Here is a 16,033-nt window from a genome sequence, read left to right on the forward strand (position 1 = left end):
CACGGCGCGAGCCTTACGAGCGCCCCGTTCGCGGCCCGTCTCGCGTCCGAGTGGTCGAGACAATGCGACGCAGTCGCGAGTCTCGACCACTCGGACGCGAGACAAAGGGGGCCGCGAACCCGCGGCCCCGGCCGCTATATCACAGCCCCCGGATTGAGGATGCCGTGTGGATCGAGCGCGTCTTTCACGCGTTGGGTCAGTGCCATCACCTCGGGCCCGACCTGGGCGGGCAGCCAGGCTTTCTTGAGTCGGCCGACGCCGTGCTCACCGGTGATCGTTCCGCCGAGTTCGATGGCCAGTTCCATGATCTCGCCGAATGCCCGGTGCGCACGTTCGGTATTCGCGGCGTCGGTGGGATCGTGCACGATCAGCGGGTGGGTGTTGCCGTCGCCCGCGTGGGCGATCACCGAGACCAGTACGTCGTTGCGCCGCGCGATCGCGGCGATGCCGGTGATCAGGTCGCCCAGTCGAGGCAGCGGAACACCGACGTCTTCCAGCAGGAGCGGGCCGATCCGTTCCACGGCGGGAATCGCGAAGCGTCGCGCGGCGGTGAACGCTTCGCCTTCGTCGGGGTCTTCGGTGTGGAAAACTTCCGAGGCTCCGGCCTTCTCGCATGCGGCCACCATCAGTTCGGCCTCGCGTGCGGCGAATTCGCCGGGTGCGTCCGAGCGTGCGACGAGCAGCGCGGCGGCGGATCGGTCCAAACCCATGCGCATCTCGTCCTCGACGGCGTTGATCGCCACCGAGTCCATGAATTCGAGCATCGAGGGTCGCAACATTCCGGTGATGGCGAGGATCGCCTCGGTGGCGGCGGTCAGGGAGGCGAAGGTCGCGACGACGGTGCTCTGGCGCGGCTGGGCGGGCAGCAGCCGCAGTGTCAGTTCGGTGATGACGCCGAGTGTGCCTTCGCTGCCGACGAACAGTTTGGTCAGCGACAGTCCCGCCGAATCCTTGAGTCGCGGCCCGCCGAGCCGCACGGCGGTGCCGTCGGCGAGCACGACTTCCATGCCGAGTACGTAGTCGGTGGTCACCCCGTATTTCACGCAGCAGAGCCCGCCCGCGTTGGTGGCGGCATTACCGCCGATCGAGCAGATCTCGAACGACGAGGGGTCAGGCGGGTACCACAGCCCGTGTTCGGCCACCGCGCGTTTGACCTCGACGTTCAACAATCCGGGCTGCACGACCGCGGTCCTGGTGACCGGATCGACGGTGATCGCGCGCATCCGCTCGGTGCTCAGCACGATCCCGCCGTCGACGGCCGTCGCACCCCCGGACAGCCCGGAGCCCGCGCCGCGTGGCACCACGGGCACCCGATGCTCGTCGGCCCAGCGCAGCGTCGCGCCGACGTCTGCGGTGCTGGTCGCGCGCACCACCGCCAGCGGCGTCCCCGCCCCGGGATCGCGGGCCCAGTCGTGGCGATAACCGGCCAGCAGGTCCGGATCCGTGAGTACGGCGCCGTCGGGAAGCAGATCGATCAGGTCATGCAGGTCCACAATCGTCCACGGTAACGTTCCCGTCCCGGTATGCCCGGAAATTCTCGAGGACCGCGCGGGCCGGGGAACTATGGGATTACCACGGGCCGCGCACCGGCGCTACGGTATGCGCAGGGTGCGCTGCGGTCATATCCGCTGAGCAGGGGTCGCGTGGGAACGGACGCCGTCCGGAATTCGATGACAAGGGAGGCTGGTCGGATGCCGAGCCACACGCCGGACTACCGCGAACTGGTGAGCGCGGCCTTCGACGGCGAGGCGGTCGAAGGCGGCGTCGACGTCGCGGCGCTGCGCCGGATCCGCGCGGGTGAATTCGGCGAATGGCTCACCGCGCTCGACCGCTCAGGACTGTTCGGCGCCGACGCGCTGGCGAGGATCGCCGAGCAGTGGCGGGCCGATCCGACGGTGCTGCTCGATGCCCTGCTGGCGGGGGCCGACACCGTCACCACGCGACGCACGCTGGCGGAATGGGCGGCACTGGACCGGCCGGAATCGCGGTCGCGCCTCGGCTGAGGCACCACTCGGTTCGCCGAGTGCTCACCTGATGGACACCTACCGCTGGCATGCTGGCGCCGTGCTCGATCCGGCCGCCACCACCGACACCCTCGCCGACCGGTTCACCCGGTGGTGCGAGGCGGTCGTCGCCCGCCTGCCGTTCGGCCTGAACAGTCTCGTTCCGCCGACCTTTCTCGGCTTCGCGCTGATCAACGGCTTCACCTTCGCGGTGGATCTGCTGCTCCTCACGATCTTCCACGGATGGTGGGGTTGGCCGATCTGGCTCTCGGTCACCCTCGGCTACATCTGCGCTTTCGGGCTGAGTTTCTTCCTGAACCGCACCTTCAACTTTCATTCGCACGCCCCGGTGGGCCGCCAGGCCGCGATCTACGTCGTGGTGGTCGCGATCAACTACGTCGCGTTCATCCTCGGCGTCGGCACCGGCCTCACCGCCCTCGGCCTCGAATATCACCTGTCCCGGTTGCTGGCGGGTGGCTGCGAAGCGGTCTACATGTACAGCGCGATGCGCTGGGTGGTGTTCCGCACTCGCCGCTCCGAAACCGCGTCGGTGTCGGCGGGTTCCGATCGCTGAGCCGCGCGGCACGCAGTTCTCTGCGGCAACGAGGCGACCGGTCGCATCCGCTATCGGAGCACTTCGACGTGATCGCCGTCGACGACGACCACTCCTTCATCGGTCAGTCCCCAGTGTGGGACGCCGTCCGCGGTGAGCCGCGCGGCCAGCTCGTCACCCGAACCTTCCGGGTCCAAGGGGGAATTCAGGTGCGGGACGATCGGGCGATCGACCAATCCCAGTCCGTCCCAGAGTGGTTCGATTCCGCAGGTGGTGACCACTTCGCCCGGATCGTCGCTGGTTTCCAGGCCGTGTAGGTCGGGGGTGAGCAGGCACGCGCCCGCGCTGTAACCGGCGTAGACGAGTGTGTCGGCGGCGAGGAGGCGCGGGAGGGCGAGATCGGCTCCGCTGCGGGCGAATTGGGCGCGCAGGACGAAGGTGTTGCCGCCGCGGACCCACACCATGGGGAATTCGGCGAGTTTCCGCTCCACATCGGCTGGGCGGCCGAGGAAATCGCGGAGGTCGAATATTTCGGGGCGGTAGCCGAGCGAACGGAGCGGGTTCATATCGATGGAGTCGATGGCATTCCAGTAGTGCGGCCAGGCATCGCAGGCGTTGGGGATCACCGCGACACGACCGGGCTCGCCGACGAGGGTGCGCAGTCGGTCGGCGTGCGCGCCGAAACGGTAGCTGGACAGGAAAAGTCGCATCGGTCAGAGGGTGAAGGCCAGGTTGCGCACCAGGCGCAGTCCGACTTCCTCGTCGCCGGTGACGGTGATGTCGCCGGAATGCTCGTCGGCGGTGGTGCGGCCGCCGCCGAGCCGGACCAGCAGACCCGAATCGAGGCGGACCGTCACGGTGGGTTCGCCGAAGGTGTCGGCGTAGGCGGCTCGGCCGTCGACTTCGATGGACAGCGTCCGCGCGAGCGGGCCGGTCAGATCGATGGCGATCCGGGAGCCGTCCGGGGCCTTCCCGCGTTTCACGACGACGCGGGGCAGCGACTCCGCGAATTCGGCGAAGGCCTCCTCCCCGCGCGGTCCGCCCTCGTCGACTGTCCTGCCGAGCGCGTCGGCGATATCGAGTTCGTGCATCCAGCAGTCGAACAGGCGTACCCGCATGAATCGGCCGTAGGTGACCTGGCCGACCGGTGACGGTGTGGGGGTCTTCCAGACGGCGTCGCCCATCTTCCCGAGCATGGCGAGGCGTCGGTCGGTGATGCTGCCGAACATCTCGAGCAGTCGCGCGCCGGTCAACGGGCGCAGTCGGTCGACCCAGATCTCGTTCATCACGGCGGTCTCGTTGCGCACGTGCGGGAGTTCACGCACGTCGATCTCGTTCTCGGCAGTGTCACGTGCGGGCGGTTTCTCGCCGAGCAGCCACGATTCGGTGCCGATCATATGGGCGACGACGTCGAAGGCCGTCCAGCCGGGCAGAGCGGTCGGTGTGCGCCAGCCGTCTTCGTCCAGGTCGGCGACCAGCGCGGTGACGGCCTGCCACTGCTGTGCGAGCAGGTCGATCGTCTCGATCCGGTCCGGCGTCGGTTCGGTCATGACTGTGTCCCTTCGATATCGCGCGCGTTGTCGTCGTCCAGTGCCGCGAGCCCGGCTCGGATACTCGCGGCGGTTCCGGCCGGATCGTGTGATCGGCGCAGCAGGAATCCCTTCGTGACGCCGAAGAGATCGCCTTTTCTGCGCGGGATGACATGCAGATGGATATGCGGGACGGTCTGGAAGGCGGCCCTGCCGTCGTTGAGTATCAGGTTGGCCCCGTCGGCGGCCAGTGCGCCGCGCCGCATCGCCAGTGCGAGTCGGTGTCCGGCGCGGAAGATCTCCGCGCCGAGGTCGGCGTCCAGATCGTCGAGTTCGGCGGCGTGCTTCTTCGGGATGATCAGCGTGTGTCCGGTGGCGATGGGCCGGATATCGAGGAACGCGCACAGGGTGCCGTCTTCGTAGACCTTGGTCGACGGAGCCTCGCCCGCCACGATGCGGCAGAAGACGCAAGCATTCACACCGCGACCCTACGACCTGTGCGGGACCCCGAACACCCCGAATCGGGCATCCGACATGATGCACATCACTGTTTCCGAGTGCGACACACCACCGGAATGCTGTCCGTTCCCGATTCTCGTCGTGTAGCGCGTGCGGCCGGAAGCGTGGCGCTCACCTGCGTCGATGAGTATCGACGGCGCGGCGTTCGCGACACCGATCGGCGATCGAGGCGACCCCGGCGCGGCCGCGAGGCGGCGGCTCGGGTGTCCTGGCGTGCGCACGGTGGTTCGGGCGTGTGATGGGCATCTCAGCTACGCTCACCGCGAGCCGGATACAGTTGCGAGGATTCGGATGAACTTACTCACGAGTAACTTCATTCATCCGTCGTTCGGTGGCTAATGGCCAGCACGAGAAGGAAGTCTGACAAGTGGAGACAACGCAGAGCGCGGGCGACTCGTCGCCGCGCGGAGCGCGTGTCGGAGTCGTTCGCGAGTCTAACGCGGGCGAACGGCGTGTCGCATTGGTGCCCAAGATTATCCCGGCCTTGTTGAAACAGGGTGTCGAGGTAGTCGTGGAATCCGGCGCCGGACTGGGTGCGCTCATCCCCGACGAGGCGTATATAGAGGCCGGAGCGACCATCGGTGATCCGTGGTCGGCCGAGGTGGTCGTGAAGGTGGCCCCACCCAGCGACGCCGAGGTGGCGAAACTGTCCAAGGGACAGACGCTCATCGGCTTCCTCGCGCCGCGCAACAGTGACAATCAGATCGAGGCCCTCACCGATGCCGGGGTGCAGGCGTTCGCCGTCGAGGCGATCCCGCGTATCTCGCGCGCGCAGGTGATGGACGCGCTGTCCTCGCAGGCGAACGTGGCCGGATACAAGGCGGTTCTGCTGGCCGCGTCCGAGTCGACGCGCTTCTTCCCGATGCTCACCACCGCGGCGGGCACCGTGAAACCGGCGACCGTGCTCGTGCTCGGCGTCGGTGTCGCGGGCCTTCAGGCGTTGGCCACGGCCAAACGACTAGGAGGCCGGACCACCGGCTACGACGTGCGACCCGAAGTCGCCGATCAGGTGCGTTCGGTCGGTGCGCAGTGGCTGGACCTGGGAATCGACGCGGCGGGCGAGGGCGGCTACGCCCGCGAACTCACCGACGACGAGAAGGCTCAGCAGCAGCAGGCGCTCGAGAACGCGATCAAGGGTTTCGACGTGGTGATCACGACCGCGCTGGTGCCGGGACGTCCCGCGCCGCGCCTGGTCACCGCCGCCGCCGTGGAGGGTATGAAGCCCGGCAGTGTCATCGTCGACCTGGCGGGGGAGACCGGCGGTAACTGCGAACTCACCGAACCCGGTGAGACCGTGGTCAAGCACGAGGTCACCATCGCCTCGCCGCTGAACCTGCCCGCCACCATGCCCGAGCACGCCTCGGAGCTGTACTCGAAGAATATCGCGGCACTGCTGGAACTGATGCTGGTGGACGGCAAGGTCGTCCCCGACTTCGATGATCAGGTGCTCGCCGATTCCTGTGTGACCCGGGAGGTGCAGGCCTGATGTATACCGAACTGCTCGCGAATATCGCGATCCTGGTGTTGTCCGGATTCGTCGGATTCGCCGTCATCTCCAAGGTGCCCAACACCCTGCACACGCCGCTGATGTCGGGTACCAACGCCATTCACGGCATCGTCGTGCTCGGTGCGCTGGTCACCCTGGGCAAGATGGAGGATCCGTCCATCGGCATCCAGATCATCCTGTTCGTGGCCGTGGTGTTCGGAACGCTGAACGTCATCGGCGGATTCGTCGTCACCGACCGCATGCTCGGCATGTTCAAGGGTAAGAAGGCCGTCCCGGCCGACGGCGCCGAGAAGGCGGGGAAGTAAACGTCATGGACTACCTCGTCAATATTCTCTATATCGTCGCGTTCGCGATGTTCATCTACGGTCTGATGGGTCTGACCGGCCCCAAGACCGCGGTGCGGGGCAACTGGATCGCGGCGGTCGGCATGGGTATCGCCGTGGTGGCGACCCTGATCGCGGTGCGCGACACCGGCAACTGGATTCTGATCGTCGCCGGACTCGTCGTGGGTGTCGCGCTCGGTGTGCCGCCCGCGAAGTACACCAAGATGACCGCGATGCCGCAGTTGGTCGCCGCGTTCAACGGCGTCGGCGGTGGCACCGTCGCACTCATCGCATGGGCCGAATTCCTGGACACCAGCGGTTTCTCGGCGTTCAAGCACGGCGAGTCCCCGACCGTGCACATCATCGTCGGTTCGCTGTTCGCCGCGATCATCGGCTCGATCTCGTTCTGGGGTTCGCTGATCGCCTTCGGCAAGCTCCAGGAGATCCTGCCCGGCAAGCCGATCGGCGTCGGAAAACTCCAGCAGCCGCTGAACCTGGTGCTGCTCATCGTCTCGGTGGCCGCCGCGGTCGTCATCGGTCTCGGAGCCTCCGACGGCGGCGCGCCGTGGTGGTGGATGGTGCTGTTGCTGCTCGCCGCGGGCGTACTCGGCCTGATGGTCGTGCTGCCCATCGGCGGTGCGGATATGCCCGTGGTCATCTCCCTGCTCAACGCGCTCACCGGTCTTTCGGCCGCGGCGGCGGGCCTGGCGCTGAACAACACCGCCATGATCGTGGCGGGCATGATCGTCGGCGCGTCCGGCACCATCCTCACCAACCTCATGGCCAAGGCCATGAACCGGTCGATCCCGGCCATCGTGGCGGGCGGCTTCGGTGGCGGCGGCACCGCACCCGGCGCGGGTGACGGTGAGGCCAAGCAGGCCAAGGCGACCTCGGCCGCCGACGCCGCGATCCAGATGGCCTACGCCAATCAGGTCATCGTCGTGCCCGGTTACGGCATGGCCGTCGCCCAGGCCCAGCACGCGGTCAAGGAGATGGCGGCGCTGCTCGAAGCCAAGGGTGTGGAAGTCAAGTACGCCATCCACCCGGTCGCGGGTCGCATGCCCGGCCACATGAACGTGCTGCTGGCCGAGGCCGAGGTGTCCTACGACGCGCTCAAGGAAATGGACGATATCAACGGCGAGTTCTCGCGCACCGATGTCGCCCTGATCATCGGCGCGAACGACGTCACCAACCCGTCCGCCCGCGAGGACGCCTCCAGCCCGATCTACGGGATGCCGGTCCTCAACGTCGACCAGGCGCGCAGCGTGATCGTGCTCAAGCGTTCGATGAACTCCGGGTTCGCCGGTATCGACAACCCGCTGTTCTACGCCGACCACACCTCCATGCTGTTCGGCGACGCCAAGAAATCCGTCGGTGCGGTCACCGAGGAGCTCAAGGCGCTGTAGATCCGCTGTTGGTCTACAGCGTCGTAGACACGCAGGGCGCGGCAGCCCCCGTTCATCGAACGGGGGCTGCCGTGTGTGTCGGGCTCGGTCGCGGGGCGAACCCGGCCGGATCAGCCGACCGGGACGATCGGAACGCCGCGACCGGCACCCGGTGTCGGCGGAACCAACGCTCCCGCAGGCGGATTGGCGTTGGGGGCGGCCGGTTTGGGCTGCGGGATCAGATTCGTCGCCCCGGGTTGGGGCAGCGAAGGCGGACGCGGGGCGGGTGTGTTCGTCGCGGGCTGCTCGCAGGAGGTCTCGGTGGCGACGCATTCCGATTCGGGCGTCACGGGGACGATGGGCGCGGCCTGGGCGACCGGGGCGAAGGCCACGGCCGCGAGCAGGACGCCCGCCGCTGTTCGCGCGGCCCGGCTCACAGCCACACCGGATCGCCGTAGACCGAAATCGAATTGTCGGCCGTCGCGGTGGACATGGACACGATCGCGAAAGAGCGCAGGCTGACCGCGCCGAGGCAGCCGTCGACCTTGATCTGTACCTGTTCGGTGGTGATCGAACCGCGCGGCCCCGCCAACGCCTTCGTCCCGAAGGGCAGGCTCACGATGCTGCCCGGTTTCGCCGTCATCGACATACTCGGCACGACCTGCGCGCCCACCCCGACGTTGACTCCCGAGGTGGAAATTCCGACGCTCGGCCCCATGGTCACCCCGAGACTCATGGTGACACCACTGGAAACGTCGACCTGGCATCCGACCTGATATCCGAGTTGCAGGGAACCCGAATCCACCGCGACCCGGCCGTCGCCGCCGATATCGGCACTGGCGGAAAGGCTGACGAAAGCCTCCCGGCTCAGTGGCGTATTGGCGAGATTGGCCGCGCGGTCCACATTCTCCGCGGATTTGGTGATCCGCAGTTCCCACCCGTCCTCGGTGGTGACGGCACGCGATTTATCCGCTGTCTGTTCCGCGGCGGCCACCGCGCCGTGGAAACCCAGCGCACCCGCACCGCCGAGAACCGACGTCGCCGCCGCGCACATACAGAGCAGCGCTCTTGTCGAGCTCCTCATCTGACTTTCCTCATTCTCTGAAACATTTCCCAGGCTAAATACAACGTACCTGCGCATTCCGGGCGATGTCGCGGGGGCGGAGGCGGTCGCCGGTCGTCGGCCGGAATCCGATACATTTGCCGCCAGAGTTGCCCGCCGGACGGCGGTGAGTTCGACCCAGGGAGAGTACGTATGAGCACGCCGCCGCAATACCCGCGGCAGATACCCGCCGACCCCGCCCCGGGTGATGTGGACCACCTATCGGAGTCCGACGACTATTCGCCCGACGACGAACACGGCGAGAGCACTCTGGTGGCGGTACTCAAACTCCTCGGTGTTTTCGTGGTGCTCGGACTGGCGATATTCGCGGCGCGCACGTATTTCGCGACCGGCGACGAGACGGTCCGGGTCGGCAGCTGCGGGAAACTCTCCGGCAGCACGGTCGAAGCCGAATTCGCGGTCGCCGAATGTGCTGACGCCGACGCCAACTACGTGGTGGCCCAGCGACTCGACGGTGTCGACGCGGAATGCGCGAGCGTCGACTACGCGAGTTACTACCAGACCTCCGGCGCCGAGTACACGCTGTGCCTTCGCCTCAATGTCGGGGAAGGCGACTGCGTCGACAGCGCGCTGACGGGTGCGAGCACGCGGGTGGCCTGCACGGCCGCGGCCGATTTCAAGGTCGCCCGGATCGTGCGCGGCACCGCCGACCGTTCGGCCTGCGGCAGCGCCGCGACCGACGAGGACACCATCGTCTACCCGCAACCGGAACCGATGACGCTCTGCCTGGCCCCGCCGGTATGAGTGGTCCCCGGGCCGACGTCAACCAGGTCCCGGCCCGCCGCCGACCGGGGCGACGATGCCCGCGAACCGTTCGCAGACCAGGATCGCCACCAGTGGCACGGCCAACGCGGCGGTCAGCGGGACGACGGCGGTCAGCCAGCCGATGAGCGCCGGTCCGGCGAGCAGGCCGAGATAGCCGATGCTGAAGACGCGCGACATGTCGGTGGCGACGGTCACCGAGCCGAGATTGCCCGCGGCGGTGAAGATCTGCGGGATCACCCCCGACAGGCCGAGTCCCACGCAGGCCCAGCCGAGCAGGGTCAGTGGCGTCCACACCGACGCCAGGATCACCGCGAGTCCGCCCGCGCAGATCAGCGTCCCGTAGCGCACCACCGCGACCGGGCCGAAGGCGCCCGCGAGGCGATCGGTGGCGAACCGTCCCGTGGTCATGGTGAAGGAGAAGCCGGCGAAAGCCAGTGCGGCGGTGGCCTCGTCGGTGCCGAGATGGTCGCGCACCTGTAGCGCGCTCCAGTCCGCGGCCGCGCCCTCGGTCAGCAGGCAGATGAAGGCGACGACGGCGAGTCCGAGCACCTTCGTGCGGTGGGGGGCCCGAAGGGCTGGTGGGGCGTCACCCGGCTCGGAAACCGCCGCCCCCGAGGCGGGAACCGACACGATCTCGACGGCGTCGGCGACGAATTCGGTGCCGGTGTCACGCAGGAGCAACGGCAGCGCGGCCGCGACGAGCCCGAGTCCGGCCACCGCGGCGATCGTCAGGGTGAGCCGGATATCCATCCCGGCTCGCAGCGCCGCCGCGCCGACGAGGGAACCGAGGAGTCCGCCGCCGGAGAACAGGGCGTGGAAGGCCGACATCACGGGTCTGCCGTAGGCGCGTTCGACATGTACCGCCTGGGTGTTCATCGACACGTCGAGCGCGCCGTTGCCGAATCCGAAGCAGGCCAACGCGATCGCCAAACCGACGGGCCCGGTGGCCAGGCCGGGGCCGATCACCGTGACCGAGATCAGGCACGCCGCCACCGCCACCATGGCGCGGCTGCCGAAGCGATCGGCCAGCGGGCCGCTGATCCGCATGCCGATCAGCGCCGCCCCGGCGAGTATCAGGATGAAGCTGCCCAGTGTGGATTTCGCGATTCCGGTCCGATCGCAGACCGCGGGGATGTGCACCACCCACAGCGCGAGCAGACAGCCGTTCAGCGCGAACACCGCGAACACCGCCGCGCGCGCCAGGCGCAGCCTGCGGTCGACCGTCGGAACAGGCACCCGTTCAACGGTACCGACGATCGGTACCGCGCGGGACGACATTCGTCCGGGTACCGGCGGCACCCGCGTCTACCCTGGTGAGGTGGATGTCCTCGCCAGCCTGCTCGAAGGTCCACGCGCCAGGGGTGCGTTCGTGGTCTGCTCGCTGCTCGACCCGCCCTGGTCGCTGCGGATACAGGACGAGTCGCCGTTGACCGTGCTGTCCATCGTCCGCGGGACGGCCTGGATCGTGCCCGACGCCGATCCGAAACGGCCCGAATCCGCCGCGCCGCGCAGGCTGGAGGCGGGTGATATCGCGATCTCGCGCGGGCCCCGGCCGTACACGGTGGCCGATTCGCCGGAAACGACCCCGCAGATCCTGATCCACCCGGGCCAGGTCACGACTACCCTCGACGGCGAACTGCTCTGCGAGGCATTGACACTGGGCGTGCGGCAGTGGGGGACCGATCCGGACGGCGCCACCGTGATGGTGACCGGCACCTACGAATCCGCGGGTGCCGTGAGTCAACGGCTGCTGCGCGCGCTCCCGCCGTTCGTCGTCCTGCGCCGCGGTGAATTCGACGGCCGCGTCCTCGACTTGCTGGCGGACGAGGCGACCAGGGACGAACCGGCCCAGGGCGCGGTCCTGGACCGACTGCTCGACCTGGTGCTCATCACCGCGCTGCGCGCCTGGTTCGCGGGTAACGAGGCGCCCGCCTGGTATCACGCCTACAGCGATCCGCTGGTCGGCAAGGCATTACGGCTGTTGCAGCACAATCCGGCGCACGGCTGGACGGTCGCGGGTCTGGCCGAGGCGGTCGGGGTGTCGCGGGCCGCGCTGGCCCGCCGGTTCACCGACCTGGTCGGCGAACCGCCGATGGCGTTCCTCACCGAGTGGCGGCTCGAACTCGCCGCCGATCTGCTGCAAGGTTCCGAGGCGACCATCGAGGCCATCGCCAGGCAGGTCGGGTACGGCAGCGCCTTCGCGCTCAGCGCCGCGTTCAAACGCCATTTCGGCGTCAGCCCGCGTGACCACCGGCACGGCGCGACACCCGCTGAGCTATCGTCGGCGGGGTGACGCAGCAGTATCCAGTGCTCTGGCCGGTGCCGACCAGGTGGGCGGACAACGACCACTACGGCCACGTGAACAACGTGACGTACTACTCGTATTTCGACACCGCGGTCAATGCCTGGCTCATCGACGCCACCGGCACCGACATCAGGAATCTGCCCGCGCTCGGGGTGGTCGCGCAGACCTCGTGCCAGTACCACGGGTCGCTCAGTTTCCCCGATCAGCTGCGCGTCGGCCTGCGCGTCTCACGCCTGGGCCGGTCCAGCATCACCTACGACCTCGCGATCTTCCGCGAGGCCGACGGTGCGCTGGAACTGGCGGCCACCGGCGTCTTCGTGCACGTCTACGTCGATTCGGAGACGCGCAAACCGGTCGAGATCCCCGAGGTCATCCGCACGGCCGCGGCGACGCTGGTCACCGACTGACTCAGGCCTGAAGGGCGGCCTGGAAGCGGCGCATGCCGTCGATCCAGCGGTCGTAGTCCGAACCCTTGTGGCGGTACATCTTCAGTACCTCGGGGTGCGGCAGGATCAGGAAGCGCTCGCTGTCGATACCGGCGACCACCGATTCGGCGACCTCTTCGGTGCTGAGCACCGGGCCCGCCGTGGTGACCGCCTTGACGGCGAGTTCGGCCGCCTCGGGGTTGTCGGGGATCAGATCCTTCTGGAGCAACCGGGTGTCGACGCCCATGGGGCAGAGGCAGCTGACGCGAACACCTTTGTCGCCGTAGGTGATCGAGAGCCATTCGGCGAATCCGACGGCGGCGTGTTTGGTCACCGAGTAGGGGGCGGAGCCGATCTGGGTGAGCAGGCCCGCGGCCGAGGCGGTCGACAGGAAATAGCCCTCGCCGCGTTCGACCCAGCCCGGCACGAGCAGTCGGGCTGCCCGCACGTGCGACAGCACATTGATCTCGATCGACGCCGACCACTGCGCGTCGGTGCTGTCCAGCCCCGGCCCGCCGCCGATACCCGCGTTGGCGACGAACAGGTCGACCGGTCCGAACGCTTCCTCGGCGCGGTCGATCACCTGCTGGATCACCTTCTCGTCGGCGACATCACCGCCGACCGCGACCGCGGCGGAACCGATCGATTCGGCGACCGCCGCCGCCGAATCCGCGTTCAGATCGGCGAGGACCACCTTCGCGCCGCCCGCCGCCAGTCGCCGCGCCACCGCCGCTCCGATGCCAGCCCCGGCCCCCGTGACGATCGCAACCTTGTCCGTAATCTCCATGTTCGGACCATAGCGGGCAACGCCGGAAAGAGACACACCGAACTATGCGTCGCTTTTTCCGGACTGGTCGCGACCGGCCAGTCGTTCGAGTAGCGGCGCGGTGCGCGGACCGACCAGCGAGCGCATCACCAGGGCCATATTCGTCCGTTCGACGCCGGGAATCTTGAGGATCCGCCCGGTGATCCGATACAGATCGTCGGCGTCGCGCGCGACCACCCGAACCGTGAGATCGGTCTGACCGGTGAGGCCGCAGACCTCGGTGACCTCGGGGACCTCGCCGAGTTCGGCGACCACCGAATCGAGCCGATGCTGATCGAGCACCACCGCGACGAACGCCGAGAGCGGATAGCCCAGTGCCCGCGGTTCCACCCGTAATTCGAAACTGCCGAGCACCCCGGCCGCCTCCCATCGCGACATCCTGGCCTGCACGGTATTGCGGGACAGGCCGAGGCGGGACGCGAGTTCGACGCCGGTCGCGCGCGGATTGGCGACGAGTTCGAGCAGTAGGCGCGCGTCGGTGGCGTCCAGGGTCACCTCGGCGGGTTCCTTGCCGGTCATGGAATGCAGTATGCCACTCGAAATGGTGGCCGAATTGTGCATTGTGCTCATCGAGTACCTGCCTGATTGCGCGTTAAGCTATGTAGTGAAAGGTGTGAAGTAGAGCACTGTACGAGAGCGGGGGCGTGCCACAGACGGACGGTCAGGAGGCGATCGGTGATGACGGACAAACCCGCGTATCCGGTCCAATTGGTCCAGCCCGATGGACGCAGGGTGTTCGATCGTGAGCACGCCGCGCTCGTCGCCGATATCGGCCCGGCGCGATTGCGCGCCCTGTACGAGGACCTCGTCGTCTCCCGGCGTATCGATACCGAGGCGACGGCACTGCAACGGCAGGGACAACTCGGCCTGTGGCCGCCGTTGCTCGGACAGGAAGCCGCCCAGGTGGGGTCGGCCCGCGCGTTGCACCCCGACGACTACGTGTTCTGTAGTTACCGGGAAGCGGCCGTCGCCTACTGTCGCGGTGTCGATCCCGGCGATCTGACGCGGCTGTGGCGCGGCGCGGCCCACCACTGCTGGGATCCCGCCGAGATCAATATGACGAATCCGAATATCGTCGTCGGCTCGCAGGGCCTGCACGCGACCGGTTACGCCTACGCCGCCCACCTGGACGGCGCGGAGATCGCCGCCATCGCGTATTTCGGTGACGGCGCGAGCAGTCAGGGCGATATCGCCGAGGCCATGGGGTTCGCCGCGAGCTGGGGCGCGCCGGTGGTGTTCTTCTGCCAGAACAACCACTGGGCGATCAGCGCTCCGGTCCGGGTGCAGAGTGCCACGCCGATCGTGCAAAGGGCTTTCGGCTACGGCATCCCCGGCGTTCAGGTCGACGGGAACGACGTACTCGCCGTGCTCGCGGTGACCAGGAGGGCGATCGCGCGTGCCCGAGGTGGCGGCGGGCCGTCCTTCATCGAGGCACTGACCTATCGGATGGGGCCGCACACCACCGCCGACGATCCCACCCGCTACCGCTTCGACGCGGAAACCGAGCAGTGGAAGCGCCGCGACCCGATCGATCGGCTCCGCAGACTCCTCGAACGGGAGAAGGGCTGGGACGGGGAATTCGAGGAGCGGGTCACCGCGCGGGCCGACGAGGTGGCTCACCGGCTGCGCACCGCGACCATCGATATGCCCGACCCCGACCCCGCCGGGCTGTTCGACCACGTCTACGCCACCCCGCACCGGCTGCTCACCGAGCGGCGGCGGGCCCACGCGGAGTACCTCGCCGGCGATCCCGGCGCGGGCTCCGCGGTACCGGAAGGAGTCCGCCCATGATCACCACCTTCGCCGCCGCGCTCAATACCGGTCTGCGCCGGGCATTGGAGGACGATCCGAAGGTCGTGCTGATGGGGGAGGATATCGGCAGGCTGGGCGGTGTCTTCCGGGTCACCGACACCTTGCAGAAGGATTTCGGCGACAACCGGGTCATCGATACGCCGCTCGCCGAATCCGGCATCGTGGGAACGGCTTTCGGGATGGCGCTGCGCGGGTACCGGCCGGTGTGTGAGATACAGTTCGACGGGTTCGTCTATCCGGCCTTCGACCAGATCGTTTCGCAGGTGGCCAAAATTCATTACCGCACCGGGGGAAAGGTGACCGCTCCCATCACGATTCGCATACCCTGCGGCGGCGGGATCGGCTCCGTCGAACATCATTCCGAGTCGCCGGAAGCGTATTTCGCCCATACCGCCGGTTTGCGCGTGGTGATACCCAGTACTCCCGAAGACGCCTATCACATGGCGCGCCAAGCGATCGCGCTCGACGATCCGGTGATCTTCTTCGAACCGAAACGACGCTACTGGGATCGCGCCGAGGTCGATTTCGACGCCGAGCCCGAACTGCCGTTGGATCGTGCGCGGATCTGCGTCAGCGGCACCGACGTGACGATCGCGGCATACGGCGGCACCGTCGCCACCGCCCTCACCGCCGCGAGAATCGCGGCCGAGGAGGGGCATTCACTGGAGGTGATCGATCTGCGCAGTCTCGCGCCGATCGATTTCGACACCGTCGAGGAATCGGTCACCAAGACCGGAAGGCTCGTCGTCGTGCACGAAGCTCCGGTCACCGGCGGGCTGGGCGGTGAGATCGCGGCCGAGATCACCGAACGCTGCTTCTATCATCTGGAGGCGCCGGTACTTCGCGTCGGCGGCCACGACATTCCCTACCCCCCGGCGAAACTCGAGAAATATCACCTGCCGGACCCCGACCGCGTCCTGGCCGCGGTCGACCGTTCGCTGTCCGCCGCCTGACGTCC

Annotated in this window: 19 protein-coding genes; 10 read left to right on the forward strand and 9 right to left on the reverse strand. The window is 67.8% G+C overall.

What is annotated here, in order from left to right; translation table 11 throughout:
• Positions 1-134: 134 nt before the first annotated feature.
• Positions 135-1,493, reverse strand: coding sequence for an FAD-binding oxidoreductase (locus JZ792_RS28265; protein ID WP_438804392.1), 1,359 nt, complete (start codon positions 1,491-1,493; stop codon positions 135-137).
• A gap of 198 nt (positions 1,494-1,691) precedes the next feature.
• Here JZ792_RS28265 and JZ792_RS28270 point away from each other — a divergent pair, with 198 nt between their 5' ends.
• Together JZ792_RS28270 and JZ792_RS28275 are read left to right on the forward strand one after the other, a co-directional pair.
• Positions 1,692-2,003 (forward strand): hypothetical protein, encoded by a 312-nt coding sequence (locus JZ792_RS28270; RefSeq protein WP_216915118.1) that lies wholly within the window; start codon positions 1,692-1,694, stop codon positions 2,001-2,003.
• A 31-nt stretch (positions 2,004-2,034) separates the two neighbouring features.
• Positions 2,035-2,577 (forward strand): GtrA family protein, encoded by a 543-nt coding sequence (locus JZ792_RS28275; protein WP_216915120.1) that lies wholly within the window; start codon positions 2,035-2,037, stop codon positions 2,575-2,577.
• Positions 2,578-2,627: 50 nt separating this feature from the next.
• Here JZ792_RS28275 and JZ792_RS28280 read toward each other — a convergent pair whose 3' ends face one another.
• Genes JZ792_RS28280 through JZ792_RS28290 form a run of 3 tightly spaced genes read right to left on the reverse strand, consistent with a single transcriptional unit; the run spans position 2,628 to position 4,564 of the window.
• Positions 2,628-3,266, reverse strand: a complete 639-nt coding sequence (locus tag JZ792_RS28280; RefSeq protein WP_216915122.1) for a Type 1 glutamine amidotransferase-like domain-containing protein — start codon at positions 3,264-3,266, stop codon at positions 2,628-2,630.
• Positions 3,267-3,269: 3 nt separating this feature from the next.
• The gene (locus tag JZ792_RS28285) at positions 3,270-4,106 is read right to left on the reverse strand and encodes a maleylpyruvate isomerase family mycothiol-dependent enzyme (RefSeq protein WP_216915124.1); all 837 of its coding nucleotides are present in this window, start codon (positions 4,104-4,106) and stop codon (positions 3,270-3,272) included.
• Positions 4,103-4,564, reverse strand: a complete 462-nt coding sequence (locus tag JZ792_RS28290) for an HIT family protein (protein WP_216915126.1) — start codon at positions 4,562-4,564, stop codon at positions 4,103-4,105. The genes JZ792_RS28285 and JZ792_RS28290 overlap by 4 nt, the downstream gene beginning before the upstream one ends.
• Positions 4,565-4,971: 407 nt before the next feature.
• On the opposite strand from JZ792_RS28290, the gene JZ792_RS28295 reads away from it, so the two are divergent.
• Genes JZ792_RS28295 through JZ792_RS28305 form a run of 3 tightly spaced genes read left to right on the forward strand, consistent with a single transcriptional unit; the run spans position 4,972 to position 7,840 of the window.
• Positions 4,972-6,090: a Re/Si-specific NAD(P)(+) transhydrogenase subunit alpha gene (locus JZ792_RS28295; RefSeq protein ID WP_216915128.1), complete on the forward strand. Its 1,119-nt coding sequence runs from the start codon at positions 4,972-4,974 to the stop codon at positions 6,088-6,090.
• On the forward strand, positions 6,090-6,416 hold the full coding sequence (locus JZ792_RS28300) for an NAD(P) transhydrogenase subunit alpha part 2 (RefSeq protein WP_216915130.1): 327 nt from the start codon (positions 6,090-6,092) through the stop codon (positions 6,414-6,416). The genes JZ792_RS28295 and JZ792_RS28300 overlap by 1 nt, the downstream gene beginning before the upstream one ends.
• 5 nt (positions 6,417-6,421) lie before the next feature.
• Positions 6,422-7,840, forward strand: coding sequence for an NAD(P)(+) transhydrogenase (Re/Si-specific) subunit beta (locus JZ792_RS28305; protein ID WP_216915132.1), 1,419 nt, complete (start codon positions 6,422-6,424; stop codon positions 7,838-7,840).
• A 110-nt stretch (positions 7,841-7,950) separates the two neighbouring features.
• Here the strand turns inward: JZ792_RS28305 and JZ792_RS28310 are convergent, their stop codons facing one another.
• Entirely contained in the window at positions 7,951-8,256 is a 306-nt protein-coding gene (locus JZ792_RS28310) for a hypothetical protein (RefSeq protein ID WP_216915134.1), read from the reverse strand.
• The gene (locus tag JZ792_RS28315; RefSeq protein WP_254190477.1) at positions 8,253-8,903 is read right to left on the reverse strand and encodes an MspA family porin; all 651 of its coding nucleotides are present in this window, start codon (positions 8,901-8,903) and stop codon (positions 8,253-8,255) included. The genes JZ792_RS28310 and JZ792_RS28315 overlap by 4 nt, the downstream gene beginning before the upstream one ends.
• Positions 8,904-9,074: 171 nt before the next feature.
• On the opposite strand from JZ792_RS28315, the gene JZ792_RS28320 reads away from it, so the two are divergent.
• Entirely contained in the window at positions 9,075-9,686 is a 612-nt protein-coding gene (locus tag JZ792_RS28320) for an LppU/SCO3897 family protein (RefSeq protein ID WP_216915136.1), read from the forward strand.
• An 18-nt stretch (positions 9,687-9,704) separates the two neighbouring features.
• On the opposite strand, the gene JZ792_RS28325 is transcribed toward JZ792_RS28320, so the two are convergent.
• The gene (locus tag JZ792_RS28325) at positions 9,705-10,985 is read right to left on the reverse strand and encodes an MFS transporter (protein ID WP_216915138.1); all 1,281 of its coding nucleotides are present in this window, start codon (positions 10,983-10,985) and stop codon (positions 9,705-9,707) included.
• Between the two features lie 40 nt (positions 10,986-11,025).
• Between JZ792_RS28325 and JZ792_RS28330 the strand changes: the two genes are divergently transcribed.
• Together JZ792_RS28330 and JZ792_RS28335 are read left to right on the forward strand one after the other, a co-directional pair.
• Positions 11,026-12,000, forward strand: coding sequence for an AraC family transcriptional regulator (locus tag JZ792_RS28330; RefSeq protein ID WP_216915140.1), 975 nt, complete (start codon positions 11,026-11,028; stop codon positions 11,998-12,000).
• A complete protein-coding gene (locus JZ792_RS28335; protein ID WP_216915142.1) occupies positions 11,997-12,419 on the forward strand; it encodes an acyl-CoA thioesterase in 423 nt (140 codons plus the stop codon). Before JZ792_RS28330 ends, JZ792_RS28335 begins: the two co-directional genes overlap by 4 nt.
• A 1-nt stretch (position 12,420) precedes the next feature.
• Here the strand turns inward: JZ792_RS28335 and JZ792_RS28340 are convergent, their stop codons facing one another.
• Entirely contained in the window at positions 12,421-13,224 is an 804-nt protein-coding gene (locus tag JZ792_RS28340; protein WP_216915144.1) for an SDR family oxidoreductase, read from the reverse strand.
• A 42-nt stretch (positions 13,225-13,266) separates the two neighbouring features.
• Positions 13,267-13,782, reverse strand: coding sequence for an Lrp/AsnC family transcriptional regulator (locus JZ792_RS28345; RefSeq protein WP_216915145.1), 516 nt, complete (start codon positions 13,780-13,782; stop codon positions 13,267-13,269).
• Between the two features lie 159 nt (positions 13,783-13,941).
• Between JZ792_RS28345 and pdhA the strand changes: the two genes are divergently transcribed.
• Positions 13,942-15,054, forward strand: a complete 1,113-nt coding sequence (gene pdhA, locus JZ792_RS28350) for a pyruvate dehydrogenase (acetyl-transferring) E1 component subunit alpha (RefSeq protein WP_216915147.1) — start codon at positions 13,942-13,944, stop codon at positions 15,052-15,054.
• Entirely contained in the window at positions 15,051-16,028 is a 978-nt protein-coding gene (locus tag JZ792_RS28355) for an alpha-ketoacid dehydrogenase subunit beta (protein WP_216915149.1), read from the forward strand. The genes pdhA and JZ792_RS28355 overlap by 4 nt, the downstream gene beginning before the upstream one ends.
• Positions 16,029-16,033 lie beyond the last annotated feature (5 nt).

Source organism: Nocardia noduli, assembly GCF_019038455.1.
Classification (GTDB): Bacteria; Actinomycetota; Actinomycetes; order Mycobacteriales; family Mycobacteriaceae; genus Nocardia; species Nocardia noduli.

What these genes read in the sequence shown, in the direction of transcription:
- JZ792_RS28270 (WP_216915118.1), top strand. Translation starts at nt 1,692, where the DNA reads ATGCCGAGCCACACGCCGGACTACCGCGAACTGGTGAGCGCGGCCTTC.
- JZ792_RS28275 (WP_216915120.1), top strand. Translation starts at nt 2,035, where the DNA reads ATGGACACCTACCGCTGGCATGCTGGCGCCGTGCTCGATCCGGCCGCC.
- JZ792_RS28280 (WP_216915122.1), bottom strand. Translation starts at nt 3,266, where the DNA reads ATGCGACTTTTCCTGTCCAGCTACCGTTTCGGCGCGCACGCCGACCGA.
- JZ792_RS28285 (WP_216915124.1), bottom strand. Translation starts at nt 4,106, where the DNA reads ATGACCGAACCGACGCCGGACCGGATCGAGACGATCGACCTGCTCGCA.
- JZ792_RS28300 (WP_216915130.1), top strand. Translation starts at nt 6,090, where the DNA reads ATGTATACCGAACTGCTCGCGAATATCGCGATCCTGGTGTTGTCCGGA.
- JZ792_RS28305 (WP_216915132.1), top strand. Translation starts at nt 6,422, where the DNA reads ATGGACTACCTCGTCAATATTCTCTATATCGTCGCGTTCGCGATGTTC.
- JZ792_RS28315 (WP_254190477.1), bottom strand. Translation starts at nt 8,903, where the DNA reads ATGAGGAGCTCGACAAGAGCGCTGCTCTGTATGTGCGCGGCGGCGACG.
- JZ792_RS28320 (WP_216915136.1), top strand. Translation starts at nt 9,075, where the DNA reads ATGAGCACGCCGCCGCAATACCCGCGGCAGATACCCGCCGACCCCGCC.
- JZ792_RS28325 (WP_216915138.1), bottom strand. Translation starts at nt 10,985, where the DNA reads ATGTCGTCCCGCGCGGTACCGATCGTCGGTACCGTTGAACGGGTGCCT.
- JZ792_RS28340 (WP_216915144.1), bottom strand. Translation starts at nt 13,224, where the DNA reads ATGGAGATTACGGACAAGGTTGCGATCGTCACGGGGGCCGGGGCTGGC.
- JZ792_RS28345 (WP_216915145.1), bottom strand. Translation starts at nt 13,782, where the DNA reads ATGACCGGCAAGGAACCCGCCGAGGTGACCCTGGACGCCACCGACGCG.
- pdhA (WP_216915147.1), top strand. Translation starts at nt 13,942, where the DNA reads ATGACGGACAAACCCGCGTATCCGGTCCAATTGGTCCAGCCCGATGGA.
- JZ792_RS28355 (WP_216915149.1), top strand. Translation starts at nt 15,051, where the DNA reads ATGATCACCACCTTCGCCGCCGCGCTCAATACCGGTCTGCGCCGGGCA.